This is a genomic window from Methylobacterium sp. 4-46, from assembly GCF_000019365.1.
In the GTDB taxonomy this organism is placed as follows: domain Bacteria; phylum Pseudomonadota; class Alphaproteobacteria; order Rhizobiales; family Beijerinckiaceae; genus Methylobacterium.
Genome location: NC_010511.1, coordinates 3,753,955 through 3,779,595 on the forward strand (window position 1 = coordinate 3,753,955; position 25,641 = coordinate 3,779,595).

The window sequence follows — 25,641 nt, forward strand, 5'->3', positions numbered from 1 at the left end:
GAACACGGTAAGCGTGCGTCAAGTTCGGCCCGACGGAACGGCTAGCTCTTCCTCCTCGCTCAGCTTTACATTGGATCGCAGCGCTCCGAGCCTGTCGGGGGCTGCGACAACCCAGCCGAACCCCAATGGCTGGTACAAGGGTAATGTGACGGTCCACTGGACTGCCAGCGATGCTCTGTCCGGACTTGCTGGCGCTGCCCCCGCGGACAAGACCATCACCACGGAAGGGGCGAACCTCTCGGCCACGGCCAGCGTATCGGACAAGGCGGGCAACAGCGCCTCGGCGACGGTCAGCGGCATCAACATCGACAAGACGGCGCCGACGCTGTCGGGGGCGGCGACGACGCAGGCCAACGCCAACGGCTGGTACAACCACGACGTCGCGGTCGCTTGGACGGCCGCGGATGCTCTGTCCGGACTTGCTGGCGCTGCTCCCGCGGACAAGACCATCACCACGGAAGGGGCGAACCAGTCGGTCTCGGCCAGCGTGCAGGACAAGGCGGGCAACAGCACCTCGGCGTCGGTCAGCGGCATCAACATCGACAAGACCGGCCCGACGCTGTCGGGGGCGGCGACGACGCAAGCCAACGCCAACGGCTGGTACAACCACGACGTCGCGGTTGGCTTCACGGCCGCGGATGCCCTGTCGGGTGTTGACACGGTCAGTGGTCCCACCACGCTCTCAACCGAAGGGACGAACCAGTCGGTTCAGGGATCGGCGACCGACAAGGCGGGCAACAGCGCCTCGGTGACGGTCAGCGGCATCAACATCGACAAGACCGGCCCGACGCTGTCGGGAGCGGCGACGACGCAGGCCAACGCCAACGGCTGGTACAACCACGACGTCGCGGTCCACTGGACAGCCGCGGATGCCCTGTCGGGCATCGATGGCACGGCTCCGGCCGACGCGAGCCTGACCACGGAGGGCGCGAACCAGTCGGTCTCGGCCAGCGTGCTGGACAAGGCGGGCAACAGCACCTCGGCGTCGGTCAGCGGCATCAACATCGACAAGACCGGCCCGACGCTGTCGGGAGCGGCGACGACGCAGGCCAATGCCAACGGCTGGTACAACCACGATGTCGCAGTCGGCTTCACGGCCGCGGATGCCCTGTCGGGTGTTGACACGGTCAGTGGTCCCACCACGCTCTCAACCGAAGGGACGAACCAGTCGGTTCAGGGATCGGCGACCGACAAGGCGGGCAACAGCGCCTCGGTGACGGTCAGCGGCATCAACATCGACAAGACCGGCCCGACGCTGTCGGGAGCGGCGACGACGCAGGCCAACGCCAACGGCTGGTACAACCACGACGTCGCGGTCCACTGGACAGCCGCGGATGCCCTGTCGGGCATCGATGGCACGGCTCCGGCCGACGCGAGCCTGACCACGGAGGGCGCGAACCAGTCGGTCTCGGCCAGCGTGCTGGACAAGGCGGGCAACAGCACCTCGGCGTCGGTCAGCGGCATCAACATCGACAAGACCGGCCCGACGCTGTCGGGAGCGGCGACGACGCAGGCCAACGCCAACGGCTGGTACAACCACGACGTCGCGGTTGGCTTCACGGCCGCGGATGCCCTGTCGGGTGTTGACACGGTCAGTGGTGTCACCACGCTCTCGACCGAAGGGACGAACCAGTCGGTTCAGGGTTCGGCGACCGACAAGGCGGGCAACAGCGCCTCGGTGACGGTCAGTGGCATCAACATCGACAAGACCGGCCCGACGCTGTCGGGAGCGGCGACGACGCAGGCCAATGCCAACGGCTGGTACAACCACGATGTCGCAGTCGGCTTCACGGCCGCGGATGCCCTGTCGGGTGTTGACACGGTCAGTGGTGTCACCACGCTCTCGACCGAAGGGACGAACCAGTCGGTTCAGGGTTCGGCGACCGACAAGGCGGGCAACAGCGCCTCGGTGACGGTCAGTGGCATCAACATCGACAAGACCGGCCCGACGCTGTCGGGGGCGGCGACGACGCAGGCCAATGCCAACGGCTGGTACAACCACGACGTCGCGGTCGCTTGGACGGCCGCGGATGCTCTGTCCGGACTTGCTGGCGCTGCTCCCGCGGACAAGACCATCACCACGGAAGGGGCGAACCAGTCGGTCTCGGCCAGCGTGCAGGACAAGGCGGGCAACAGCACCTCGGCGTCGGTCAGTGGCATCAACATCGACAAGACCGGCCCGACGCTGTCGGGGGCGGCGACGACGCAAGCCAACGCCAACGGCTGGTACAACCACGACGTCGCGGTTGGCTTCACGGCCGCGGACAGCCTGTCGGGTGTTGACACGGTCAGTGGTCCCACCACGCTCTCAACCGAAGGGACGAACCAGTCGGTTCAGGGATCGGCGACCGACAAGGCGGGCAACAGCGCCTCGGTGACGGTCAGCGGCATCAACATCGACAAGACCGGCCCGACGCTGTCGGGAGCGGCGACGACGCAGGCCAACGCCAACGGCTGGTACAACCACGACGTCGCGGTCCACTGGACAGCCGCGGATGCCCTGTCGGGCATCGATGGCACGGCTCCGGCCGACGCGAGCCTGACCACGGAGGGCGCGAACCAGTCGGTCTCGGCCAGCGTGCTGGACAAGGCGGGCAACAGCACCTCGGCGTCGGTCAGCGGCATCAACATCGACAAGACCGGCCCGACCTTGTCGGGAGCGGCGACGACGCAGGCCAACGCCAACGGCTGGTACAAGGGGGACGTCGCGGTCCACTGGACGGCCGCGGATGCTCTGTCGGGGCTCGATGGCGCGGCTCCGGCCGACGCGAGCCTGACCACGGAAGGGGCGAACCAGTCGGTCTCGGCGAGCACGTCGGACAAGGCGGGCAACAGCACCTCGACGACGGTCAGCGGCATCAACATCGACAAGACCGGACCGACGCTGTCGGGAGCGGCGACGACGCAGGCCAATGCCAACGGCTGGTACAACCACGACGTCGCGGTCCACTGGACGGCCGCGGATGCTCTGTCAGGGCTCGATGGCGCGGCTCCGGCCGATGCGAGCCTGACCACGGAGGGCGCGAACCAGTCGGTCTCGGCCAGCGTGCTGGACAAGGCGGGCAACAGCACCTCGGCGTCGGTCAGTGGCATCAACATCGACAAGACCGGCCCGACGCTGTCGGGGGCGGCGACGACGCAAGCCAACGCCAACGGCTGGTACAACCACGACGTCGCGGTTGGCTTCACGGCCGCGGACAGCCTGTCGGGTGTTGACACGGTCAGTGGTGTCACCACGCTCTCGACCGAAGGGACGAACCAGTCGGTTCAGGGATCGGCGACCGACAAGGCGGGCAACAGCGCCTCGGTGACGGTCAGCGGCATCAACATCGACAAGACCGGCCCGACGCTGTCGGGAGCGGCGACGACGCAGGCCAATGCCAACGGCTGGTACAAGGGGGACGTCGCGGTCCACTGGACGGCCGCGGATGCTCTGTCGGGGCTCGATGGCGCGGCTCCGGCCGACGCGAGCCTGACCACGGAGGGCGCGAACCAGTCGGCCTCGGCCAGCGTGCAGGACAAGGCGGGCAACAGCACCTCGGCGTCGGTCAGCGGCATCAACATCGACAAGACCGGCCCGACGCTGTCGGGAGCGGCGACGACGCAGGCCAATGCCAACGGCTGGTACAACCACGACGTCGCGGTCCACTGGACGGCCGCGGATGCCCTGTCGGGGCTCGATGGCGCGGCTCCGGCCGATGCGAGCCTGACCACGGAGGGCGCGAACCGGTCGGTCTCGGCCAGCGTGCAGGACAAGGCTGGCAACAGCGCCTCGGTGACGGTCAGTGGCATCAACATCGACAAGACCGCGCCGACGGGCACGGGTTCCCATTCGGACGGAACCTACACCACCGTGGCCAGCGACACCCTCCTGGTCTCGGCCGCCGATGCCCTTTCAGGTGTGGCATCGGTTCAGTTCTACGACAACGACGTGGCGCTCCGCACACCAGTGACGGCGGTGGATCAGACCACAGGCAAGTATACGCTGGCGGCCACCAACCTGACGGAGGGCAAGCACGTCTTCACGGCGGTGGCGACGGACAAAGCGGGTAATCAGAGCGGGTCCATGAGCGTGGGCACGACGCTAGTGGACACGACGGCTCCCGTGACATCGATCACGGATATTACCCAGAGTGTGACCAAGACCGGATCAACCACCCTGGTCAGCGGCTCCTCAGAAGCCAACAGCACCGTCACGTTGCTCGATACAAATGGGACGACAGTGCTGGGCACCGCGAATGCCGACAGTGCGGGTCATTGGAACACCACGCTGACGAACCTGTCCAATGTCGTGCACAACTTCACTGCCAAAGCGACCGACTTGGCAGGCAATGTGGGCTCCTCCAGTCAGGTGGCGATTTTCGGGACCACTGGCAATGACGTCATCAAAGCAGTACCCGGTGGGGGCCTCATCGTCGGTTCGACCGGCAATGACAATATGACAGCTGGCGTCGGGATCGATAACTTCGTGTTCCATGCCAATCTTGGAAAGAACGTCATCTCGGGGTTCGATGTATTCCAAGATATTCTGAGTTTCGATCACAACCTGTTTGCAGGAATTACGGACGCATCGAAGATCATAAACTACACGGCTGACGTGAATGGGAACGCAACGGTCATCGTCGACCCGAACGACACGGTGACCCTGCTCGGTGTGACCAAGGCGCAGCTACAAGCTCACCTGAGTGACTTCCACCTCCTGTGAAGCCGTGACTTCGGAGACCAGGACAGGAAAGGCTGCCCGGAAGCTTTCGGGCAGCGGTGTCGAGGCCAATCTTGGTCAAACCAAGACTGCGTTCATCAAGCTTGCTCCTGAGCAGGCGGCGCGGTTCTCCGGGCCGACCTGCGGGTCGGCTTCTCCTGGCAGGTCCGGCCGTTCGGGATCATTGGATGGCCGTCACTCGGCTGTTCCGAAGAGGGCGGCGGCGTGGGCGTGGACGAGGTCCTCGGCGCGCTGGTGGCGAGCGATCTTCCGCTGGAAGGTGGCGGCGTGCATGCTCTTGGGCTTGTCGAGACCATCGCCGATGGCACCGTCCGAGTCACCGAGTTGGTGGCGGAGCTTGAAGGCGCGGCTGATGGCGCGGTTGCGGGGGCTCTCGCGCTGGGAGCGGTAGGCGAGGCGGTAGGCCTGCCGGGCGGCGAAGCCGGTGGCGCCGAGGGGCAGGTCGAGCCTGGAAGTGCGGCGCCCGGTGAGGGGGCAGAGGAACCACCAGCGCTGGCCCCCGAGGGGCTGGGGCGTAGCAAGGACGGCGACGGTCTCGTCGTGCTCGGAGAGCGTGCGGCGGCGGGTGGTGCGGTAGAGCAGGCGGACGTGCCCGCGATCCTGGCCGAGAGTGGCGGAAGAAGTGACGGAGGCCCTGGGCTGCCCGGGGTAGCGGGAAGTCCAGGTCAGGGTGCCGACGCGGGTGTGGCCGGGCTGGATGATGCGGTCGCGCAGGGGTTTGGGGAGATCGAGGGCGAGGCAGCTCTCGACGGTGGGCCTGCCGCCCCAGTTGCCGCTGGTGACGCCGCCCATGTCCCGTCCCGTCTCGTCTCCCGCGGATTGTCCGAAATTCCGTGGCAAGTTTTGCACCTGGGTGACCCTCCAGGTCGTCGCGCCGCGGGCGGTCGGGATGCCACGCTCGGTCAGGGCGCGGGCCAGGCCGGCCGCGGAGGTGACGCCCGCCGCGCGCAACTCGGCGAGGGCCGGGGCGAGGCGCTGCGCATTGCGCTCGCCCCGCGCCCTCCGGCCGGCGGCGGCGGCCGCGTGGTCGGCCGGCGTGAACCTCTTCCCCCGGAAGCCACCCAGGACTTGGCCGCGGGCCTTGGCGGCGGCCAGCGCGGCCCTGCTTGGCGGTGCTGACACGGGCGTAGGTGACGAAGGCGCGGGGCGGCGTGGGGTCTGGGGGCGGGGGGCACGGAATGCTCAACGAACAATGAGCTTGATGGTGTGGATGGCTCCTGATGACGAGAACTGACGGTGTCATCCTGGGCGGGCCCATGGTCTTGCCGAACCGCTCCTCGCTAAAGCGGCAGAGGTCCGGCAACGTCCAGTTCGACGGCTCCCCGCGCTCCGAGTCCGGCCCGACCAGGATCCGGTGCACCAGCACTGCCTGCTCGCCCTCGCTGAGAATCTCCCGCTGCGGCCGTGCGGACGGTCCACCAGCCCGGCCAGTCCCTCGGCATGGAACCGGATCACCGCGTCGCGCAGCGCTTGACGCTCCATCCCAGCCGCCCGGGCCGCCTGGCGCGGTCATGCCGTCCAGCGCGTTAGCGACGGCCAGGAGGCGCTGCATCGTGCATCGGCGGGGCTCGCGCGCCGGGCCAGGCGACGCAACTCGGCGGTGCTTGCGCGGTCGGTGCGGATCGTCAGGCCCGGTCGTGCCATGGCGGCTTCCTGCTGCACAGGCCGCAGGCCAGCACAGACGCGCCTCACAACCAGCTCACGTCCGAGTCAACGCCAAAGCGCCGCGGTATTAGCTCGACGTTGGCCCATGCGATGGGCGCTCGGCACCGGTGAGGTGACGAAGCGGGCGAGACGTCGGACGAGAAGCTTGACGGCGACCGCCTGCAGGAAGGCAGAAGCCAAGGTGAGGTGCATCAAGAGCTTTCCAATACGGCGGTGTTACCTGATCTAGACGAAGAAATGTTAAACGGCCCAACTGCTTGGATGCACAGCGCAGTATTCTGCGCCCGCCGCCCGGGTCAGCGTCGGCGCCCTCTCACCTCTGCGCGTCGAGCAGCGGCGACCAGGTCGGGTCCGAGGCGTAGGACGGGGTCGGCACCGGCTGCTCCACCCGGCCGGTGACGTCGACCATGTAGAGCTTGCCGCCCGCCTGCCCGCCCGGATCGCGGAAGAACATCACGTATTGGCCGTTCGGCGCCCAGGTCGGCCCCTCGTTGTGGAAGCCCTCCGTCAGCACCCGCTCGCCGGAGCCGTCCGGCTTCATGATGCAGATCGCGAAGGAGCCTCGCCGCTGGCGCGTGAAGGCGATGTAGTCGCCCCGCGGCGACCAGGCCGGCTGCGAGGCCGAGCCGTCGCCGAAGGAGATCCGGCGCGGATTCGAGCCGTCCGCCCCCATCACGTAGATCTGCTGCTGGCCGCCGCGGTCGGATTCGAACACGATCTCGCGCCCGTCCGGCGAGAAGGACGGCGAGGTGTCGATGGCGTTGGCGTTGGTGATCCGGGTCTGCGCCTTGCTGGCGAGGTCCATCACGTAGATGCTGGCGTTGCCGCCGTCCTGGTCGCTCATCACGATCCGCCGGCCGTCCGGCGAGAACCGGGGGCTCGTGCTCATCTCGGCGTGGGTCGGGATCACCTGGCGGGCGCCGGTCTCCAGGTTGATGACCTGGACCCGCGGCTGCTGGCCGGTGGTCTGCGACATGTAGGTGATGTCCTGCGTCGCCGGCGAGTAGCGCGGCGCCACCACGGCGGCCTCGCCGCTCGTCAGGTAGCGCACGTTCGCGCCGTCCTGGTCCATGATCGCGAGCCGCTTGCGGCGGCGCTCCTTGGAGCCGGACTCGTCCACGAAGGCCACCCGCGTGTCGAAGAAGCCGCCGATCCCGGTGATCTTCGTGTAGACGGCGTCCGAGATCAGGTGGCCCATGCGGCGGGAATTGCCGGAGCCGCCCGCATATTGCTGGCCGATCATCTGCTGGCCCGAGAGCACGTCCCAGAGCCGGAACTCGGCCTTGACGCCGCCCGAGGCGTCGCGCGTGACCCGGCCCGTGACCAGGCCCTGCGCCCCCGCCTCCTTCCAGGCGGCGAAGTTCGGCGCCGCGTCGAAATTCGGCGTCTCGGGGAAGCGCGCCCTGTCGATCGGCACGAAGTAGCCGGAGCGCTTCAGGTTGTTGGCGACGATGCCGGAGACGAGCGGCGCCAGCGACGGGTCGCCGGCGAAATCCGCCACCGCGATCGGCATCGGCTGGAAGGCGCCGCCCGACCCGACGCGCAGGTTGAGCTGCGCCGCGGCCGGACCGGTCAGCACGAGGAACAGCCACAGCACGGGAGCCAGCGCGTGCGGCCATCGCGAGAGGAGGCGAGGAAGCATGGGGCGTGTGTCCGTCAGGATGTCGAAGGATGCAGGATGGCGGTGGGGGCGGAGCGGCGAGGTCCCCCTCCCGCGCGGGAGAGGAGCCCGGCGCGCGATCCTGCCGGGGTCATCGCGTCGTCGGCTCAGGCCCGCGGCAGCTCGAACTCCGCGTTGATCACGCGCCAATCACTGTAGAAGGGCGCGAACTGGGAGGGGATGCGGTAGGGGGCGCAGCGGCGCACCGCGCGCACGGCCGCCTCAGCGATCGAGCGGTCGACCGCGCTGCCCCCGGCCCGCAGGATGCGCGGCTCGGCCCCGAGCGACCCGTCCGGATTGAGCCGGATGTCGAGCTGCGGCAGCACCACGCCCTGGGCGGCGCCGGGCGGGGCCGAGTAGCAGCGCTCGATCTGCTGCTGCAGCAGGCCGACCAGGGCGTCGCGCTGGCTCGGGCTGAGCCGGGCCGCGCTCCCCGAGGCGGTGCCGAGGGCCGCCGTGCGCTGGACCTCGCGGCCGGTGGCGCCGCTCGCCTGGGCGGGGGCGCGGGTGGCCAGCATGTCGCGGATCGAGCCGGCATTGAACTGGTTGGCGAGTTCGGCCTGCCGGCGCGCCTTCGCCTCGGCCGCCGCCTTGGCTTTCGCCTCCGCGACCGCCTTGGCGCGGGCCGCGTCGGCCTTGGCCTTGGCCTCCGCGGCCGCCTTGGCCTCCGCGGCCGCCTTGGCCTCAGCCGCCGCCTTGGCCTCCGCGGCGGCCTTCGCCTTCGCTTCCGCCCGGGCTTCCGCCTCCGCCTCGGCCTTGGCCTCCGCCTCGGCCTTGGCCCGGGCCTCGGCCTGCGCCTTGGCCTCGGCGCGGGCCTTCTCCGCCCGCGCCTTCTCGGCCCGGGCCTTCTCCTGCGCGGCCTTCTCCTTCGCCTCGGCCTCCTCGCGGGCGATCAGCTCCGCCAGTTCCTCGCGGCGGGCCGCTTCGGCCTTCGCCTTCGCCTCGGCCTGCGCCTTCTCGGCGGCCCTCGCGGCGGCGGCTTTCGCGGCCTCGGCGGCGGCCTTGGCGGCCTCGGCGCGGGCCGCCCGGGCGGCTTCGGCCTTGGCCGCTTCCGCTCTGGCGGCCTCCGCCTTCGCGGCCTCGGCCCGCGCCTGCTCGCGCGCCTCGCTGTCGTCGGGGCGCGTCGGCGGCAGGGGCGCGGGCGGCTCCAGGGCCGGCCGCAGCGGCGGCAGGACCGGCTCCTCGGCATTCGCCACCCTCATCTCGGGCGGGCGGGTCGGCGGGGTCGGCACGTCGGTCTTGGCCTCGCCGGGATCCTTCTCGATCGCCTTGTCGGCGACGCGGTCGGCGCGCGGGGCCTTCGCGGGCGCGTCGCCCTCCGGCCGGCCGCGCGTGAGTTCCGAGAACTCGTTCTCGGTGATGACCTCGACGGGCACGCCCTCCTCGGCCCGCGGCAGCTCGTGGGCCGCCGCGGCGTAGAGCGCGGCGCCGAGCAGGGCCACGTGAATCAGCCCCGAGATCCAGATTCCGGGCTCGGACCGCTTGAGGGAGGGCAGGCCCATGCGGCGCCTATCGCTGGTCGGGCTCGGTGACGAGGGCGACCTTCTTGAAGCCGCCGCCCGTCACGATCGCCATCACCTGCGCGACCCGGCCGTAATCGACCCGCTTGTCGCCGCGCACGAAGACGCGCTCCTCGAACCCCTCCCGCGCCGTGGCGCTGAGGCGGGGCACGATGGCGTCGTCGGCGAGTTCCTCCTCGCCGAGGAAGACCTGGCCGGTCTGCCGGATCGAGAGGGTGACCGGCTTGGCGTCCGAGTTGAGCGGCGCGGCCTTGGTCTGCGGCAGATCGAGGGGCACGCCCACCGTCATCATCGGCGCTGCCACCATGAAGATGATGAGCAGCACCAGCACGACGTCGATGAACGGCGTCATGTTGATCTCGTTGATGGCGCCGCCCCGCCGCCCGCGCCGGCGGCGCTTGCCGCCCTGTGCGGCTCCGGTGGCCATGCCCATGATCGTCGTCCCGGCTCGCGTGGGGAGGGGGTCAGGCGACGAGCGCGAGGCGCTCGTCGATCTGGCGCGACAGGATGGCGGAGAATTCGTCGGCGAAGCCTTCGAGGCGTCCCTGCAGCTTGCCCACCGAGGCCTGGAGCTTGTTGTAGGCGAGCACGGCCGGGATCGCCGCGAAGAGGCCGATCGCGGTGGCGAAGAGCGCCTCCGCGATGCCAGGCGCCACCACCGCCAGGCTGGTGTTCTTGGAGGCGGCGATCGACGTGAAGGCGGTCATGATGCCCCAGACGGTGCCGAACAGGCCGATATAGGGGCCGGCCGAGCCGATCGAGGCCAGGAAGAGCAGGCGCGATTCGAAGCGCTCGACCTCCCGCTGGATGGTCACGTCGAGCACCTTGTCGATGCGCTGGCTCAGGCTCTGGATCGAGCGGCCCGAGCCCTCGAAGGAGCGCTTCCACTCGCGCATCGCCGCGACGAAGACCGCCGCGAGCCCGGTCGGCGCCTTGTCGTGGAAGGAGCGGTAGAGCTCCTCCAGCGAGCGGCCCGACCAGAAGGATTCCTCGAAGGCGTCCATCTCGGCCTTGGCACGGCGGAACAGCAGCGTCTTGTCGACGATGATGGCCCAGCACCAGACGGAGGCGCCGAGCAGCCCGAGCATCACCACCTTGACCACGACGTGCGCCTGCCAGAACAGGCCGAACAGGGTGATCTCGTGGACCGGAAGGGCCTGGACGGCATCGGCGGGGTTCATGCAATCGTCCTCACGTCCCGGGCGGCGGATCCAGCCCCTGGTGCGTCCTCGGATTGAGCGGTTTGACGTTCGATCGCGCTCGAATCTGTCGAAAGTAAGGGAAGCGGGCCGGCTCCGGCCGCTGCCGGGGCCAGTTAAGGGGCGGTCAGGGTTAAGGTTTGGTTGAGGCCGCCGGCCTCAGCCGGCCGCCCGGAGGGCCGCGGGCGCCGCTTCGGGCGCCGGCGAGGCCCCGGCGGAGCGCGCCGGCGGCGCGGCGGGGAACGGCGCGCGGCCCGTCACGGACTCCTGCAGCGACCGGCGCACGGCGTCCTGCGCGAGCGCGGTGGCGGCCTTGCGGTCGCTGCCGGTGGCGAAGGCGACCGGCTCGGCCCAGACCACCTCGACGTCGATCGGCCCGCGTTCCAGGAACAGCGCGAGGTGCGGCGCGAGGTCCATGTCGCCGTACCACGCGATCTCCGGCCGCTCCCGCCGGGTGAGCGGCAGGCCGTGGCGCGCCGTGTAGGCGATGCAGAGGGGCTGCAGCCGCACTTGGTCGAGGCCGCCCTCGGTCAGGGCCGCCCGCGCCGCCCCGACCAGCGAGGTGCGGAAGGGCAGGAGGCGGTTGCCGTCGCCGGTCGTGCCCTCGGCGAACAGCACCACCGTCTCCCCGGCCGAGAGCCGGCGGCTGAGCTCGGTGTTGACCACCGCCGTGTGGCGCTTGCGGGCGCGGTCGATGAAGACCGTGCGCTGCATCCGCGCCATGAAGCCGATCACCGGCCAGCCGGCGATCTCGGACTTGGCCACGAAGGAGAGCGGCCGCAGGGCGCCGAGGACCAGGATGTCGAGCCAGGAGATGTGGTTGGCGAGCACCAGGGTCGCCTCGCCCGGGGCGGGCGGCGTGCCGGAGACCCGCACCCGCACCTGGAACAGGGCGAGGAACAGGCGGTGCAGGAGGAGGGGCGCGAGCCCCGCCGCCCGCCCGCCCCGCCGCAGGGCGAGGAGGTGCGGGCCGATCAGCAGCAGGAAGGCGCCCGCGTAGACGACGAGGCGCAGCCCCGTCTTCGCGTGGCGGGCGACGCGGGCCGGGGCGATCACGCGAGGCTCGCCCGCATGGTCACGGCCGCGGCCCGGCTTCCGTCCGGGCGGGTGTAGTAGGCGGCGCGGCGGCCGGTCTCGACGAAGCCGAGGCGGCGATACAGGGCGAGCGCCGCCGCGTTGCCGTCGTCGACCTCCAGGTGGACGACGCGCACCCCCGCATCGGCGAGGGCCCGCAGGTGCGCGGCGAGCAGGGTGCGGCCGAGCCCCGCGCCCCGGGAGGCGGGGCCGATCACGACCGTGAGGATCTCGGCCTCGTCGAGGACGATCCGCGACAGCGCGAAGCCCGAGAGCCGCCCGCCCTGCATGAGCCCGTGGGCGACGTGCCCGCGCTCGCAGAGCATCTGCTCGAATTCGTGGACCTCCCAGGGCCGCGCGAAGCCGGTGGCGTGAAGGGCGGCGAGGTCGGGGGCGTGCTCGGCGGAGACGAGCGGCGCCACGTGGGGCGGAGGCGGCGGGGAGAGGAAGGGGATCCGCATCGGCCTAGAGGCTGTGATGGAGCTCGGACGGGCGTGACGTCGCGTCGGCGACGTCCGGCCCGCCGGGAGGCCCGCTTCCGGCTGCTCTCGGCCCCTGCCCGGCGCTCAACCCGGGCCCGCACAACACCTGTCTGCGCTCCATCACAGCCTCTCAGCATCATTCCGCCGGCCGGGACCGGCCGGTGCCGAAGCGGTCACCGCTTCGGCGGCGAAAATCGATGCGAAACCAAGAGACCAAGCGGAAGTGCCCCTTGCAAGTCTGCCTAGAGCATTTTCCGACGAAGTGGATGCCGGTTCGTCGCGGAAAATGCGGCAAGATCTAGAGCGGCACCCGGTTGCAACGTGATCGGGTGCCGCTCTAGCGCCGAGGCAGGCGGGCGTGGTCCTGGGGCTGCGCGTCCGGCCCGCGGAGATAGAGGGGGCGCGGCAGCGCGTGCTCCGGATCGGCGACGAGGCCGAGCGAGGCGACCCAGGCGATCTCCGGGGCGATGTGCCCCTCCGGCACGACCGCCCGGCCGCCCGCCGCGTTGGCGGCCGCCGCGAGGGCGGGCGCCGCCGAGCCGGCGAGCGCCGCCGGGCCGACCAGGTGCTGCGCCGCCTCGGCGGCCGGGATCAGGGCCGGCGGCACCACGATGCCGCCGTCCGGGCTCAGGGCCTGGAAGTAGACCTGGCCGTGGCGGGCGTCGATCGCGGCGGCGAGGAGGTAGCCCTGGCCGAGGAAATCCTCGGGCGAGGCGAGGAGCGGCGCCAGCAGGGCCGAGAGCGTGGTGACGCCGACCACCGGCACCCCGCAGGCGAGGCCCACCGCCCGCGCCGCCGCGAGCCCGACGCGCAGGCCCGTATAGCTGCCCGGGCCGACCGTGACGGCGACCCGGTCGAGGCTCGCGAAGCCGCCCTCGACCCGGGCCACCACCCGCTCGACCAGGGGCAGCAGCGCCTCGGCATGGCCGCGCAGCAGCGCGAGGCTCTCCTGCGCCAGGGGCTCGGCCTCCTCGTCCGAGGAGATGCAGGCCGCGCAGGTTTCGAGCGCCGTGTCGATGGCCAGGATACGCAAGGATCGCCGACTCCGCTGCCGGGCGCGGCCCTTCCGCCGCCCGACGTTGCGCGCACACTCTACCTCATGCGCCCGGCCCCGTCAGCGCGAAGCGTGGCCGCTGTGGACAGGGCCTCAGACGGCCTGGACCTCCCGCACCTCGGGCAGGAAGTGCCGGAACAGGTTCTGCACGCCCTGGCGCAGGGTGGCGGTGGAGGACGGGCAGCCCGAGCAGGCGCCCTTCATCTCCAGGTAGACGACGCCCTCCCGGTAGCCCCGGAAGGTGATGTCGCCGCCGTCGCCCGCCACCGCCGGGCGCACCCGGGTCTCGAGCAGGTCCTTGATGGTCGCGACCGTGTCGGCATCCGCCTCGGCGAAGAACTCCTCGGCGGGGGCCGCGGGCGCGGCGCCGGCGTCGAGCACGGGCGCTCCCGACAGGAAATGCTCCATGATGGCGCCGAGCACGGCCGGCTTCACCTGCGGCCATTCCGAACCGTCCTCGGCCTTGGTGACCGAGATGAAGTCGTGGCCGAAATAGACGCCGGCCACGCCCGGCACCGCGAAGAGGGCGCGGGCGAGGGGCGAGGGCGCCGCCTGGTCGGGGGAACGCGCCTCGAAGGTGCCGTCCGTGAGCACGACCTTCCCGGGCAGGAACTTCAGGGTGGCGGGGTTCGGCGTCGCTTCGGTCTGGATGAACATGCGGGTTCCTCGGGTTCTCAGCGCCGGTTCAAGGCCGGCCGGGAACGGCGCGTGGCGCCACGGCTGATGTGGACCCGGGCGGCGAAAACCGCAACGCCGAAGGGGCCTCAGCCGGCGAGCGCGGTGATCTCGGCCTCGGTCAGCGCCCCCGGCACGATCACCACGGGCACCGGGAAGGATCCGGCGGCCCGGCCGGCGATGCTCGCCACGAGCGGCCCCGGCCCGTCCGTGCCGGTCGCCGCGGCGAGGACCAGGAAACCGATATCCTCGTCCTCGCGGATCAGGCGCAGGATCTCGTCGGCGCGCTCGCCCGTGCGCACGAGGCATTCCGGATCGACCCCGGCGGCGTGGCGCGCGCCGGCCGCGAGGGCGTCGAGGCGCTCCCGGATCTCGGCCTCGGCCTCTTCCCGCATCGCGTCCCCGACGCCGAGCCACTCGAAACTCTCGGGCGGCTCGGCCACCGCCAGCATCACCACCCGGGCATTGAGCCGCGCGGCCCGCCGCACGGCGAAGTGCAGCGCGCGGTCGCATTCGGGCGTCCCGTCGACGAGGACCAGGAACTTGAGCCGGTGACCCGGCTCGAAGGACCGGCGCCGCTTGATCTCGGCCATGATAGGACGCGCTCCGCCGCCCGGATGCTGCCGTCCCGCGGCCCGGGCCGCAAGGCCGCCTCACCCATCGACAAGGCCCGTGCCATCCTGTAGAGAGCCGGCCAACTCACAACAGGACGCCGAAATCCTGCGTCGGACCGCATCCCGCGGCGAGGCGTGACGGCAGGAGCTTGACCCATGAACATCATCCAGCAGCTTGAGCAGGAAGAGATCGCCAAGCTCAACAAGACCATTCCGGACTTCGAGCCGGGCGACACGGTCATCGTCAACGTCAAGGTGAAGGAAGGCGAGCGCACCCGCGTGCAGGCCTACGAGGGCGTCTGCATCGGCCGGTCCGGCTCGGGCCTCAACGAGAACTTCACCGTCCGCAAGATCTCGTACGGCGAGGGCGTCGAGCGCGTCTTCCCGATCTACTCGCCGATGATCGACTCGATCAAGGTGACCCGCCGCGGCAAGGTGCGTCGCGCCAAGCTCTACTACCTGCGCGACCGGCGCGGGAAGTCCGCCCGCATCGCCGAGCGGGCCGAGCGCGGCAGCGACAAGGGCAAGGCCGCGCCGGCCGCCGCCGAGTGAGCGCCCCGCGCCGCTGACGACCAGGACCCCTCCCCTCCCGGGCGAGGGGTTTTTCGTGTCGGGAGCGCGCCCGAGACCCGCCTCATGCCAGATCCGCTTGATCCCTTCGGCATGGCGGATGGGGGCTTCGCTCAAGCGCCGCGCGGGCTCCTGATCCGCTTGGATCGACCGGATCCCGGATCAGGCCCGCACCAGCCCCTCGCGCGCCGCGAAGGTCCAGAGCTTGTTGCCGGAGAAGTTCCAGAACACCACCAGCCCCGTGGTGACGACCTGCGCGGGCAGGTAGGTCAGGCCGGCCCAGCGGATGAGCAGCGCCATCAGGACCCAGGTCAGGACGAGGCCGCACCCCGCCACGACCACGAAGCGCCACAGCGCCTCCCCGTGCGGCCGGTCGCTCGCGTAAGTGTGGCGACGGTTGAGCGTGTAGGACACGAACCCGCCCGCCACGTAGCCGAGGATCGCCGCCGGCACCGGGTCGACCCGGCCGAGTTCGACCAGCAGCACCAGAAGGCCGTAATGCACCGCGAGGGCGCCGAAGCCGATCGTCACGTAGGTGGTGAATTGCCGCGCCAGCGCCACGAGCGGGTGCTGGCGCAGGCGCGCCAGCGCCGTGCGAAGATCCTGATCCGTGCCCACGCAGTCCATCCGTCGCGACGCCCGTCGCCCTGCCCTCCTATCTAGCGCGGATCACTGAACCGAAGATGACCCGGGCACGCGCTGCATGCGGCCCGCGAGCTTGCGGGCGAGCCGGCGCGGCAGCAGGCGCAGGAGCGCCACCGTCGCGCGGTTGCCGGCCCCCGGCACCACCACGGCATCCCCGCGCAGGTAGGCCTCCACCGCGAGGCGGGCGACCGCCTCGGCCGCCATGCCGGGCCCGTTGAAGCGCTTCGTGCCCTCGACATCGGCCCGGGCCGGGAACTCGGTGTCGGTCACGCCCGGGCAGACGGCCGTGACGGTGACGCCGAAGGGCCGCGCCTCCTCGTGGAGCGCCTCCGACAGGGAGAGCAGGTAGGCCTTGCTGGCGTAGTAGGCGGCCATCTTCGGCCCCGCCACGTAGGCCCCCACCGAGGCGACGTTGAGGATGCCGCCCCGGCGGCGCGCGATCAGCCCGGGCAGCACGCCGCGCGCCAGCGCGGTCGGCGCCGCCACGTTGACGGCCAGCATCGCCGAGAGATCCTCGGCCGGCAGGGTGGCGAAGCGCCCGCGCAGGCCGAACCCCGCATTGTTGACGAGGCCGTGCAGGACGATGCCGCGCGCCTCGACGGCCGCGAGCAGCTGCGCGGGCGCCTCCGGCCGGGCGAGGTCGGCCGGGATCACCGCGACGGGCACGCGTCCGGCGAGGTCCGCGGCGAGGGCCCGCAGCCGCTCCTCCCGGCGGGCCGTGAGGACGAGGGCGTGGCCCCGGCCCGCGAAGGCGCGCGCCAGGGCGGCGCCGATGCCGCTCGACGCCCCCGTGACCAGGGTCCAGTCGCGCGCCCCGCTCAAGCCTAATGCGCGCGGACCCGCCGCGGCCTTTCATTCTTCCGCCAGCGCGTGTTACACGCGCCCGAGATCCATCCCCCCGCGCCCGGCCTGCCCAGCCCGCCTCCGCGCCCGAGCGGTGCGACGCGGACGAGGCCGGACGCGCGCTGCGAGAGTCCGACGCGTCCGATGCCCAAGCGCACCGATATCTCCTCCATCCTCATCATCGGCGCGGGTCCGATCGTCATCGGGCAGGCTTGCGAGTTCGATTATTCGGGCACGCAGGCCTGCAAGGCGCTGCGTCAGGAAGGCTACCGGATCATCCTGGTCAATTCCAACCCGGCCACGATCATGACCGATCCGGAGCTGGCGGACGCGACCTACGTCGAGCCGATCACGCCCGAGATCGTCGCCAAGATCATCGCCAAGGAGCGCCCCGACGCGCTGCTGCCGACCATGGGCGGGCAGACCGCGTTGAACTGCGCCCTCTCGCTCAAGCGCATGGGCGTGCTCGACGAGTTCGGCGTGCAGATGATCGGCGCCACCGCGGAGGCGATCGACAAGGCCGAGGACCGGCACCTCTTCCGCGACGCGATGACGAAGATCGGCCTGGAGACGCCGCGCTCGGCGCTGGCCAACGCCTCGGCGGCCAAGAAGGCCGACCGCGAGAAGTACCTCGCCGAGGTCGCCCGGATCGAGGAGGCGACTCCCGATCCGGAGGCGCGCAGGGCCGCCCTCGCGGCCTTCGAGAAGAAGTGGGCCGCCGGCGAGGCGGACCGGCGCAAGCGCTACGGCGAGCACGCCCTCGGCCAGGCGCTGATCGCGCTCGCCGAGATCGGCCTGCCGGCGATCATCCGCCCCTCCTTCACCCTCGGCGGCACGGGCGGCGGCATCGCCTACAACCGCGAGGAATTTCTCGACATCGTCGAGCGCGGCATCGACGCCTCGCCGACCAACGAGGTGCTGATCGAGGAATCGGTGCTCGGCTGGAAGGAGTACGAGATGGAGGTGGTCCGCGACAGGGCGGACAACTGCATCATCGTCTGCTCGATCGAGAACATCGACCCGATGGGCGTGCACACGGGCGATTCGATCACCGTCGCCCCGGCGCTGACGCTCACCGACAAGGAATACCAGGTGATGCGCGACGCCTCGCTGGCGGTCCTGCGCGAGATCGGCGTCGAGACCGGCGGCTCGAACGTGCAATTCGCCATCGACCCGGAGACGGGCCGCATGGTGGTGATCGAGATGAACCCGCGCGTCTCGCGCTCCTCGGCCCTGGCCTCGAAGGCGACCGGCTTCCCGATCGCCAAGGTCGCGGCGAAGCTCGCGGTCGGCTACACGCTCGACGAGATCGCCAACGACATCACGGGCGGGGCGACGCCGGCCTCCTTCGAGCCGACGATCGACTACGTCGTCACCAAGATCCCCCGCTTCGCCTTCGAGAAGTTCCCGGGCGCCGAGCCGACCCTGACGACCTCGATGAAGTCGGTGGGCGAGGCGATGGCGATCGGGCGCTGCTTCGCCGAGTCGCTGCAGAAGGCCCTGCGCTCCCTCGAGACCGGGCTCACCGGCCTCGACGACGTCGAGATCGAGGGGCTCGGCAAGGGCGACGACCGCAACGCCATCAAGGCGGCCCTCGGCACGCCGACCCCTGACCGGCTGCTCAAGGTGGCCCAGGCCCTGCGGCTCGGCGTCAGCCACGCCGACGTGCACGCCTCCTGCCGGATCGACCCCTGGTTCCTGGAGCAGCTCCAGGCGATCATCGACCTTGAGACCAAGGTGAAGCGGTTCGGCCTGCCGCGCAGCCCGGGCGCCTTCCGGCAGCTCAAGGCGGCGGGCTTCTCGGACGCGCGGCTCGCGGTGCTGGCCGGCACCGACGAGGCGAGCGTGCGCGCCGCCCGCCGGGCCCTGGCGGTGCGCCCGGTCTTCAAGCGCATCGACACCTGCGCGGCCGAGTTCGCCTCGCCCACCGCCTACATGTACTCGACCTACGTGGCGCCCTTCGCCGGCACCGTCGCGGACGAGGCCCAGCCCTCCGGCGCCCGCAAGGTGATCATCCTGGGCGGCGGCCCCAACCGCATCGGCCAGGGCATCGAGTTCGACTATTGCTGCTGCCACGCCTGCTTCGCGCTGAGCGAGGCCGGCTTCGAGACGATCATGGTCAACTGCAACCCGGAGACGGTGTCGACCGACTACGACACGTCGGACCGGCTCTACTTCGAGCCGCTGACCGCCGAGGACGTGCTGGAGATCGTCGAGACCGAGCGGCAGGCCGGCACCCTGCACGGGGTCATCGTGCAGTTCGGCGGCCAGACGCCGCTCAAGCTCGCCCGCGCCCTGGAGGAGGCGGGGGTGCCGATCCTCGGCACCTCGCCCGACGCGATCGACCTCGCGGAGGACCGCGACCAGTTCAAGCGGCTCCTCGACAAGCTCCACCTCAAGCAGCCGAAGAACGGCATCGCCTTCTCGGTCGAGCAGAGCCGGCTCGTCGCGGCCGATCTCGGCCTGCCCTTCGTGGTGCGGCCCTCCTACGTGCTCGGCGGGCGGGCCATGGCGATCATCCGGGACGAGACGCAGTTCGCCGACTACCTCCTCGACACGCTGCCGAGCCTGATCCCCTCGGACGTCAAGGCCCGCTACCCGAACGACAAGACCGGGCAGATCAACACGGTGCTGGGCAAGAACCCGCTCCTGTTCGACCGCTACCTGACCGACGCGACCGAGGTCGACGTCGACGCGGTGGCGGACGGCGCGGACGTCTTCATCGCCGGCATCATGGAGCACATCGAGGAGGCGGGCATCCACTCGGGCGATTCCGCCTGCACGCTGCCGCCGCGCTCGCTCTCGCCGGAGACGATCGCGGAACTGGAGCGCCAGACCCGCGACCTCGCGCTCGCCCTCAAGGTCGGCGGGCTGATGAACGTGCAGTACGCGATCAAGGACGGCACGATCTACGTGCTGGAGGTGAACCCCCGCGCCTCGCGCACGGTGCCCTTCGTCGCCAAGGTGATCGGCGAGCCGATCGCCAAGATCGCCGCCCGCGTGATGGCCGGCGAGCCCCTGGCGCAGTTCGGGCTCGAGCCCAAGACCCTGCCGCATATCGGCGTGAAGGAGGCGGTCTTCCCCTTCGCGCGCTTCCCCGGGGTCGACGTGCTGCTCGGCCCGGAGATGCGCTCGACCGGCGAGGTGATCGGCCTCGACCGCAGCTTCGGCGTCGCCTTCGCCAAGAGCCAGCTCGGCTCCGGCACCCAGGTGCCGCGGGCCGGCACGGTCTTCGTCTCGGTGCGGGACGCCGACAAGGCCCGCATCCTGCCGGCGGTGCGCATGCTGGCCGAGATCGGCTTCGCGATCCTGGCCACCGGGGGCACGCAGCGCTTCCTGGCCGAGAACGGGGTCGCGGCCACCCGCATCAACAAGGTGCTGGAGGGACGCCCCCACGTCGTCGACGCGATCAAGAACGGCGAGATCCACCTCGTCTTCAACACGACCGAGGGGGCGGGCGCCCTCTCCGACTCGCGCTCGCTGCGCCGGGCGGCCCTCTTGCATAAAGTGCCGTACTACACCACTCTCGCGGGCGCGATGGCGGCCGCGGAAGGGATCAGGGCCTATCTCGGCGATGACCTCGAAGTGCGCGCCCTGCAGGAATACTTCGCGGCCTGACGCGCGGCCGTTGCGGCGCGGTCCGCGCGCCTAATCCTCGCCTTGCGCGAGACGGTGAGACCAGGCCCGGTGGAGCGTGTGATCACGTTTTGCCGGGCCGATTGCTATGGTGTGAGACGAGCACGATGGACAAGGTTCCGATCACGATCCGGGGGTACGCGGCGCTGGAGGAGGAGCTCAAGCACCGCCAGCAGGTGGAGCGCCCGCGGATCATCCAGGCGATCGCCGAGGCCCGGGCGCTCGGCGATCTCTCGGAGAATGCCGAGTATCACGCCGCCAAGGAGGCGCAGTCCCTCAACGAGGGCCGCGTGCTCGAACTGGAGAGCCTGATCTCCCGGGCGGAGATCATCGACGTCTCGAAGCTCTCGGGCACGAAGGTGAAGTTCGGCGCCACGGTCCAGCTCATCGACGAGGACACCGAGGAGGAGAAGACCTACCAGATCGTCGGCGAGCCGGAGGCGGACGTGCGCTCGGGCCGCGTCTCGATCACCTCGCCGGTGGCGCGCGCGCTGATCGGCAAGGGCGTCGGCGACACGGTCGAGGTGACGACCCCCGGCGGCGGCAAGTCCTACGAGATCGTCGGCATCCGGTACGTCGGCTGAGCGCGCCGCGCCCCGCCCGCGTCGGGCCGAGGGGTGCTGCGCGTCGGCGGGAGGCGGGGCATGCGTCCATGGATCACGGCCCTGGCGGTCGCGCTCGCCGCCCCGGCGGCGGCGGCGCCCCTCGACGGGGGGACCCGGTTCTCGGCGGTGCGGGTCGATGTCGAGACGTTGCGGGCGCGCGGGCTCGGCGGCTTCGCCGACGCGGTGGCGCGCGACCTGCAGGGCGCGCTCGCCCGCAGCCTCGCGGACCGGCTCGGCGGTCCGGGGCCGGTCCTGGTCGTGCGGGTCTCGGGCGTGTCCCTGACCGCCTTCGCGGGCGGCGGCGGGCGCCGCGCCGGGCGCGCCACCGACACCGACTACCTCGACGGCGAGGCCCTGGTGGTGGGGCGCGGCGGCGAGGTGCTGGCGCGCCATCCCCAGCTCTCGGCGGTGCCGGCGAGTTCGGGCGGCGCGTGGTACGACCCGGATTCCGAGCGGCGCCGGGTCACGGCGCTCGCCGAGCACTACGCGTGGTGGCTCAGGCGGGGGCTCGGGCTGGAGTGAGGGCTGGGCCGGCCGGGAGGCGCCGCCCCGCCCGGGTCGCTCAGAGCGCGAGCAGCTCCCGCACCTCGGCCGGCCAGCCCGCGAGGTCGAGCCCGTGCGTGGCGAACAGGGCCACCGCGAGCCGGTCGATGCCGAAGGCGACGCAGCCCGTGTGGGCCGGCTCGCCGGACGCGTCGCGCAGGTTCCAGGTCGTCCCGAAATGCTCGCGGTGGTAGTTGAAGCTCATGCAGGCCGTCGCCGGCCCGTCGCCGCGCAGCGGCACCAGCAGCTCGAATTTCAGCGCCTGTTCCAGCTGGTTGAGGGCCATCAGCTGGCCGACGCGGCCGAAGAACGGGTCGCTCGCCTGCGCCACCTCGTAGGTCAGGCCGAGCCGGTCGGCCAGGGCCGTCGCCTTGTCGAGCCAGCGCTGGCGGAAGGCCTGGATCTGCTCCGGCGTGCCCACGCAGACGTATTCCCGCATCCGGAAGGATTGCAGCCGGTCGAGGTCCTTGGACGGCTCGCGGCGGAAGCAGTCGCAGGCGACGTCGAAGCGGTAGCCCTCCGCCGGCACCGCCCCGCGGGCCGCCGCGATCGGGTAGACCGGGTAGCAGGCCGCCGGCGTCAGCACGAGGTCGGCGGAGTCGAGCGCCTCGGTCCAGTCGCCGCCGGCGTAGTGCCGGTCGACGGCGCCGCGGATCTCCGCCTCGCTGCCTTCCAGGCAGGAGACGCAGCCGAGCAGGTTCGGGAAGCTCTTGAGGTAGCCGTGGGTCTCGATCTGGCGCCGGCTCATCACCGGCGGGAAGCGGAAGACCTCCGTCCCCTCCTCCCGCTGGCGCGAGACCAGGGCCTGCAGGGCCTCCGCCACCGCCTCGTAGCGGCCGGTGCGGGCATAGACCCCGTCCGCGCCCATCGGGCGGAACAGCCCGTCGAACAGCCGGTCGAGGGCATCCACCGCCGGCGGGGCCGGCTTCTTCCAACGCATGTTCATGGCGTCACCGCGCGTGTCGAATCGGGTCGGGGGGCGGGGGTCAGTCCCGGAGCGAGGCCGGAACCGTCGAGAGCAGGGCCGTCGCCGCGAGATTCGCGGTGATGCGGTCGTTGTGGATCATGATCGGCGCCGACAGGATGTCGCGCAGCGCCCGGCCGATGCTGAACGGCCCGTCCTGGCGGTAGCCCGCGAGGCCGCAGGCCCGCATGGCGCTCGACACCGCCGCGAGCGCGAGTTCCGAGGTGTCGACCTTCAGCATCGTGATGGCGGTCTGGAAATCGAGGCTGCCGAGGCTGCCGGCCTCGCCGGCGGCCGCGTAGCGGGCGATGCCCTCGGTGATCAGGGCGCGCAGGCTGCGCAGCGAGGCCGCCGCCCGGCCGTAATGCGCCGCCCCCGGCGGCATCTGCCCGCCGGCCCCGCGGGCCGCCTGGCGCGTGAAGGCCTGCGCCCGCTCCACCGCCCCGGCGGCGATGCCGGCCCAGGCGCTCGACCACAGGATGTGCGAGACCGGCGTCATCGACTCGGCGTGGATGCGCGCGTAGGGCACCGCCAGGATCTGGTCCGCCCCCCCGCGCGCCCGCAGCCGGAAGCCGATGCTGCTGGTGCCGCGCATGCCGAGCGTCTCCCAGCCGCTCAGGCGCTCCAGGGTGTAATCCTCCTTCAGGAAGACCGCGAGCACCTGGTCGGAGGCGGCCGCGTCCGGGGCGCGCCGGGCCGTGGTCACGATCCCGTCCGCCTCGGCCCCGTAGGAGATCACGGTCGCGGCCCGGTCGAGGGTGACCGCGTCCCCGTCCCGCTCGATGGCGGCGGCGCTGGAGCGGACGTTGCCGCCGCCCTGCCCCTCGGTGGTCGAGGAGGCGAGGAGCAGCTGCTCGGCGCAGAGGCGGCGCAGCAGCCCCTCCTGCCAGGGCTGGCCGCGCCCGTGATCGACGATGCAGGCGACCTTGGTCAGGTGCATCGCGTAGATCATCGCCGTCGAGGCGCAGGCGCGGCCGAGCGCGTAGCAGACATCCGCGGCCGCCGCGAGGCTCGCGCCCTCGCCGCCCAGCTCCCGCGGCACGGTCAGGCCCAGCAGCCGCTGCTGCTTGGCCGCCGCCATCGCCTCGGCCGGGTAGCGGGCGTCGCGGTCCACCGCCTCCGCGTGGGCGGCGGCGATGCCCGCCACCACGAGGGCGCGCAGGCCCGGCTCGACCGAGGCGGCCGCCTCCGCGGCGGAGGCGGCCGCCTCCGCGGCGAGCGCGCCGCCGGCCGGGATGCTCTGGATGGTCATGCACAACCCCTCTGGTTCGATGCTGCGGGCGCCGCGTCCGCTCTCCCGGCGGATCGCCGCGCCTCTCCTCTGCGGCAGGACAAGTACCGACGAAAACCTAAGACATCCTGAGCGCCGAGCACGAGATCACGCCGCCCACTTGGCTTGCGAACGGAAACGCAAGGATCATTAAGTCTAATTTTGCGGAAATCCTTGGGCCGCCATCCGACGGGAATGCGTGCACCAAGTCGTAAGGCGGGTGCCGCATCCTGGCGCCCGATACCGCTCAGCGCACCGGAGGATCGTCGATGACCGCATTCCCGCCGACCGACATCGCGGCCCGCACGGCCGGCCTCGTCCAGGGCATCCTGGCCCAGAAGGGGATCGAGAGCCGGCCCGCGCCCGACACCTTCCTGACCGAGGCGGGTCTCACCTCCCTCGACCTCGTCAACCTGATGCTGGCGATCGAGGCCGAATTCGACATCACGATCCCGGCGAGCCATCTCAACCCGGCGAGCTTCCGCACCCTCGCCTCGATCAGCGAGATGGTGCGCGCCGTCGGGGCCGGGTCGGTGGCGGCCTGAGGCGAAGCGGGTCGGCGCGCCGCTCGGGCCGGCCTCCGGGACCCGCCCCCACCCGCCCACTCGCCGCACCTGGCTCATTCCGACCCCTCCGCGCAGGGTGCCCCGGGAACCCGTCCCGCTCCGGTCCGGCCGGCCGCGCCGGCTGTCCCGCGATGGCGCGAAACGGCTGCCGCGGCAGCGCCTGTCGCCGCTACCCTGCAAGTGTGGGCCCACCCGCAAGGGCGGGCCCCCCGGACCGGCCCGTTGCGCCGCGGCGGCGCCCGCGGCGCCGCGCGGCCGGACCCGGAGCGTGGGCGGTCCCGAAATGGACCAGTTTCCTTTCCGGCGGGACGGCCGGCGACCGGTTTTCGTTCCTAACCCTACGGAATGAGTGCCGGAACACGACATTTTCCGGCATCCCGACTTGGTTTCCAATTTGCTGCGATCGGGGCACGGGGAGCCGGCGAGGCTCCCGGAAGGGTCGCCCCGATGCCCGCTTCCTCGATGCCCAGTCCGTTTTCCGCGCCGCTCGGAGCCGCTCCGCGGCGGCCCGGCGGCGGTCGCCGAGCGCGGGGAACCGGGATGCGCGTCGACCTCCTCGGCCTCCCCGTGGACCTCCTCGGGCGCGACGAGACCCTGGCGCGGGCCCTCGCCGCCATGGCGGGCGAGGCGCCGCCGCTGCGCCACGCGGCCCTCGACGTCGCGACCCTGGTGGCGGCGCGCCGCGACGCGGCGCTCGCCCGCGACCTGCGGGAGAGCGACCTCGTGAGCGTGGCCGGGAGCGGGATCGCCCTCGCGCTCTGGCTCGCCGGCCGCGGCGCGCGCCCGCGCGTGGCGGGGATCGACCTGTTCGACGGGGTCCTGGAGGGCTGCGAGCGGCGCGGCCTGCGGCCCTTCCTGCTGGGGGAGGCGCCGGACGTCGTCGCGGACGCGGCCCGCGCCCTGCGGCGGCGCCACCCGCGCCTGCGCCTCGCGGGCCGCCACCACGGCCATTTCCGCCCCGACCAGGAACCGGAGATCTGCCGCCGGATCGCGGCGAGCGGCGCGGACGGACTCGTCCTGTCGCTGCCCGCCGGCCTGCGCCACGGCTTCCTGCGCCGCAACCGGGAGCGCCTCGCCGTGCCGCTCGTGCTGAGCGCGGAGGGGGCCTTCGCGCTCACCGCCGGGCGGATGCACCGGGCGCCCCCCCTCGTCCGGCGCGTCGGGGCCGAATGGGCCTACCGGGCGGCCCAGGATCCGCGCCGGCTCGCCGGGCGGGCGCTGCGCAGCAACGCCGCCTTCGCCGGGCTCCTGCTCGCGGCGCTCCTGCGCCGCCTCGCCGATCCCCGCCTCCCGGCGGGATCGGGCCTGCGGGCCTGAGGCCCGCCCCCGCCCC

21 protein-coding genes and 1 pseudogene are annotated in these 25,641 nt (G+C 71.7%); 7 read left to right on the top strand and 15 right to left on the bottom strand.

Annotated elements, in window-relative coordinates; translation table 11 throughout:
- The first annotated feature begins 145 nt into the window (after positions 1 to 145).
- Entirely contained in the window at positions 146 to 4,705 is a 4,560-nt protein-coding gene (locus M446_RS16135; protein ID WP_043701310.1) for a beta strand repeat-containing protein, read from the top strand.
- A 192-nt stretch (positions 4,706 to 4,897) separates the two neighbouring features.
- Here the strand turns inward: M446_RS16135 and M446_RS16140 are convergent, their stop codons facing one another.
- From M446_RS16140 to M446_RS16185, 11 genes and pseudogenes are all read right to left on the bottom strand, one after another.
- On the bottom strand, positions 4,898 to 5,845 hold the full coding sequence (locus M446_RS16140) for a hypothetical protein (protein WP_012333175.1): 948 nt from the start codon (positions 5,843 to 5,845) through the stop codon (positions 4,898 to 4,900).
- Between the two features lie 117 nt (positions 5,846 to 5,962).
- Positions 5,963 to 6,220, bottom strand: a pseudogene (locus M446_RS39720) (hypothetical protein); the annotation flags it as partial.
- A 481-nt stretch (positions 6,221 to 6,701) separates the two neighbouring features.
- Positions 6,702 to 8,030 carry a Tol-Pal system beta propeller repeat protein TolB gene (tolB, locus tag M446_RS16145; RefSeq protein WP_012333176.1) on the bottom strand — a complete coding sequence of 443 codons (1,329 nt, stop codon included), beginning with the start codon at positions 8,028 to 8,030 and terminating at the stop codon, positions 6,702 to 6,704.
- Positions 8,031 to 8,155: 125 nt separating this feature from the next.
- On the bottom strand, positions 8,156 to 9,550 hold the full coding sequence (tolA, locus tag M446_RS16150) for a cell envelope integrity protein TolA (protein WP_012333177.1): 1,395 nt from the start codon (positions 9,548 to 9,550) through the stop codon (positions 8,156 to 8,158).
- Positions 9,551 to 9,557: 7 nt separating this feature from the next.
- Positions 9,558 to 10,001: an ExbD/TolR family protein gene (locus tag M446_RS16155; RefSeq protein ID WP_026190562.1), complete on the bottom strand. Its 444-nt coding sequence runs from the start codon at positions 9,999 to 10,001 to the stop codon at positions 9,558 to 9,560.
- A gap of 31 nt (positions 10,002 to 10,032) precedes the next feature.
- Positions 10,033 to 10,749 carry a protein TolQ gene (gene tolQ, locus M446_RS16160; protein WP_012333179.1) on the bottom strand — a complete coding sequence of 239 codons (717 nt, stop codon included), beginning with the start codon at positions 10,747 to 10,749 and terminating at the stop codon, positions 10,033 to 10,035.
- Positions 10,750 to 10,926: 177 nt separating this feature from the next.
- A complete protein-coding gene (locus M446_RS16165) occupies positions 10,927 to 11,823 on the bottom strand; it encodes a lysophospholipid acyltransferase family protein (protein WP_012333180.1) in 897 nt (298 codons plus the stop codon).
- Complete coding sequence (gene rimI / locus M446_RS16170; RefSeq protein WP_012333181.1) at positions 11,820 to 12,302, bottom strand: ribosomal protein S18-alanine N-acetyltransferase; 483 nt, start codon at positions 12,300 to 12,302, stop codon at positions 11,820 to 11,822. Before rimI ends, M446_RS16165 begins: the two co-directional genes overlap by 4 nt.
- Positions 12,303 to 12,660: 358 nt before the next feature.
- On the bottom strand, positions 12,661 to 13,356 hold the full coding sequence (gene tsaB / locus M446_RS16175; RefSeq protein WP_012333182.1) for a tRNA (adenosine(37)-N6)-threonylcarbamoyltransferase complex dimerization subunit type 1 TsaB: 696 nt from the start codon (positions 13,354 to 13,356) through the stop codon (positions 12,661 to 12,663).
- A gap of 114 nt (positions 13,357 to 13,470) precedes the next feature.
- Positions 13,471 to 14,034 (bottom strand): NifU family protein, encoded by a 564-nt coding sequence (locus M446_RS16180; protein ID WP_012333183.1) that lies wholly within the window; start codon positions 14,032 to 14,034, stop codon positions 13,471 to 13,473.
- Between the two features lie 107 nt (positions 14,035 to 14,141).
- Positions 14,142 to 14,645, bottom strand: coding sequence for a universal stress protein (locus M446_RS16185; RefSeq protein ID WP_012333184.1), 504 nt, complete (start codon positions 14,643 to 14,645; stop codon positions 14,142 to 14,144).
- Positions 14,646 to 14,822: 177 nt separating this feature from the next.
- On the opposite strand from M446_RS16185, the gene rplS reads away from it, so the two are divergent.
- Positions 14,823 to 15,218 (top strand): 50S ribosomal protein L19, encoded by a 396-nt coding sequence (gene rplS / locus M446_RS16190; RefSeq protein ID WP_012333185.1) that lies wholly within the window; start codon positions 14,823 to 14,825, stop codon positions 15,216 to 15,218.
- A 180-nt stretch (positions 15,219 to 15,398) separates the two neighbouring features.
- Here rplS and M446_RS16195 read toward each other — a convergent pair whose 3' ends face one another.
- Together M446_RS16195 and M446_RS16200 are read right to left on the bottom strand one after the other, a co-directional pair.
- Positions 15,399 to 15,863, bottom strand: a complete 465-nt coding sequence (locus tag M446_RS16195) for a GtrA family protein (RefSeq protein WP_210161182.1) — start codon at positions 15,861 to 15,863, stop codon at positions 15,399 to 15,401.
- Positions 15,864 to 15,905: 42 nt separating this feature from the next.
- Positions 15,906 to 16,703 carry an SDR family NAD(P)-dependent oxidoreductase gene (locus tag M446_RS16200; protein WP_012333187.1) on the bottom strand — a complete coding sequence of 266 codons (798 nt, stop codon included), beginning with the start codon at positions 16,701 to 16,703 and terminating at the stop codon, positions 15,906 to 15,908.
- Between the two features lie 165 nt (positions 16,704 to 16,868).
- Here M446_RS16200 and carB point away from each other — a divergent pair, with 165 nt between their 5' ends.
- The 3 genes from carB (at position 16,869) to M446_RS16215 (ending at position 21,487) form a co-directional block, all read left to right on the top strand.
- The gene (gene carB, locus M446_RS16205) at positions 16,869 to 20,342 is read left to right on the top strand and encodes a carbamoyl-phosphate synthase large subunit (RefSeq protein WP_012333188.1); all 3,474 of its coding nucleotides are present in this window, start codon (positions 16,869 to 16,871) and stop codon (positions 20,340 to 20,342) included.
- A gap of 125 nt (positions 20,343 to 20,467) precedes the next feature.
- Complete coding sequence (gene greA, locus M446_RS16210; protein ID WP_012333189.1) at positions 20,468 to 20,944, top strand: transcription elongation factor GreA; 477 nt, start codon at positions 20,468 to 20,470, stop codon at positions 20,942 to 20,944.
- Positions 20,945 to 21,004: 60 nt separating this feature from the next.
- Entirely contained in the window at positions 21,005 to 21,487 is a 483-nt protein-coding gene (locus tag M446_RS16215; protein ID WP_012333190.1) for a hypothetical protein, read from the top strand.
- 40 nt (positions 21,488 to 21,527) lie between these two features.
- Here M446_RS16215 and M446_RS16220 read toward each other — a convergent pair whose 3' ends face one another.
- Together M446_RS16220 and M446_RS16225 are read right to left on the bottom strand one after the other, a co-directional pair.
- On the bottom strand, positions 21,528 to 22,454 hold the full coding sequence (locus M446_RS16220; protein WP_012333191.1) for an amino acid--[acyl-carrier-protein] ligase: 927 nt from the start codon (positions 22,452 to 22,454) through the stop codon (positions 21,528 to 21,530).
- 40 nt (positions 22,455 to 22,494) lie between these two features.
- Positions 22,495 to 23,724, bottom strand: coding sequence for an acyl-CoA dehydrogenase family protein (locus M446_RS16225; protein ID WP_012333192.1), 1,230 nt, complete (start codon positions 23,722 to 23,724; stop codon positions 22,495 to 22,497).
- 287 nt (positions 23,725 to 24,011) lie between these two features.
- On the opposite strand from M446_RS16225, the gene M446_RS16230 reads away from it, so the two are divergent.
- Both M446_RS16230 and M446_RS16235 read left to right on the top strand, forming a co-directional pair.
- Positions 24,012 to 24,287 carry a phosphopantetheine-binding protein gene (locus M446_RS16230; protein WP_012333193.1) on the top strand — a complete coding sequence of 92 codons (276 nt, stop codon included), beginning with the start codon at positions 24,012 to 24,014 and terminating at the stop codon, positions 24,285 to 24,287.
- 561 nt (positions 24,288 to 24,848) lie between these two features.
- On the top strand, positions 24,849 to 25,625 hold the full coding sequence (locus tag M446_RS16235) for a WecB/TagA/CpsF family glycosyltransferase (protein WP_012333194.1): 777 nt from the start codon (positions 24,849 to 24,851) through the stop codon (positions 25,623 to 25,625).
- Positions 25,626 to 25,641: the final 16 nt, after the last annotated feature.

Bases quoted from the DNA above. Each gene is read 5' to 3' on its own strand.
- M446_RS16220 (WP_012333191.1), bottom strand. From the start codon at position 22,454: ATGAACATGCGTTGGAAGAAGCCGGCCCCGCCGGCGGTGGATGCCCTC.
- M446_RS16215 (WP_012333190.1), top strand. From the start codon at position 21,005: ATGCGTCCATGGATCACGGCCCTGGCGGTCGCGCTCGCCGCCCCGGCG.
- M446_RS16185 (WP_012333184.1), bottom strand. From the start codon at position 14,645: ATGGCCGAGATCAAGCGGCGCCGGTCCTTCGAGCCGGGTCACCGGCTC.
- rplS (WP_012333185.1), top strand. From the start codon at position 14,823: ATGAACATCATCCAGCAGCTTGAGCAGGAAGAGATCGCCAAGCTCAAC.
- M446_RS16230 (WP_012333193.1), top strand. From the start codon at position 24,012: ATGACCGCATTCCCGCCGACCGACATCGCGGCCCGCACGGCCGGCCTC.
- M446_RS16225 (WP_012333192.1), bottom strand. From the start codon at position 23,724: ATGACCATCCAGAGCATCCCGGCCGGCGGCGCGCTCGCCGCGGAGGCG.
- M446_RS16235 (WP_012333194.1), top strand. From the start codon at position 24,849: ATGCGCGTCGACCTCCTCGGCCTCCCCGTGGACCTCCTCGGGCGCGAC.
- tolQ (WP_012333179.1), bottom strand. From the start codon at position 10,749: ATGAACCCCGCCGATGCCGTCCAGGCCCTTCCGGTCCACGAGATCACC.
- M446_RS16195 (WP_210161182.1), bottom strand. From the start codon at position 15,863: ATGGACTGCGTGGGCACGGATCAGGATCTTCGCACGGCGCTGGCGCGC.
- tolA (WP_012333177.1), bottom strand. From the start codon at position 9,550: ATGGGCCTGCCCTCCCTCAAGCGGTCCGAGCCCGGAATCTGGATCTCG.
- M446_RS16180 (WP_012333183.1), bottom strand. From the start codon at position 14,034: ATGTTCATCCAGACCGAAGCGACGCCGAACCCCGCCACCCTGAAGTTC.
- greA (WP_012333189.1), top strand. From the start codon at position 20,468: ATGGACAAGGTTCCGATCACGATCCGGGGGTACGCGGCGCTGGAGGAG.
- M446_RS16155 (WP_026190562.1), bottom strand. From the start codon at position 10,001: ATGGGCATGGCCACCGGAGCCGCACAGGGCGGCAAGCGCCGCCGGCGC.
- tolB (WP_012333176.1), bottom strand. From the start codon at position 8,030: ATGCTTCCTCGCCTCCTCTCGCGATGGCCGCACGCGCTGGCTCCCGTG.
- carB (WP_012333188.1), top strand. From the start codon at position 16,869: ATGCCCAAGCGCACCGATATCTCCTCCATCCTCATCATCGGCGCGGGT.
- rimI (WP_012333181.1), bottom strand. From the start codon at position 12,302: ATGCGGATCCCCTTCCTCTCCCCGCCGCCTCCGCCCCACGTGGCGCCG.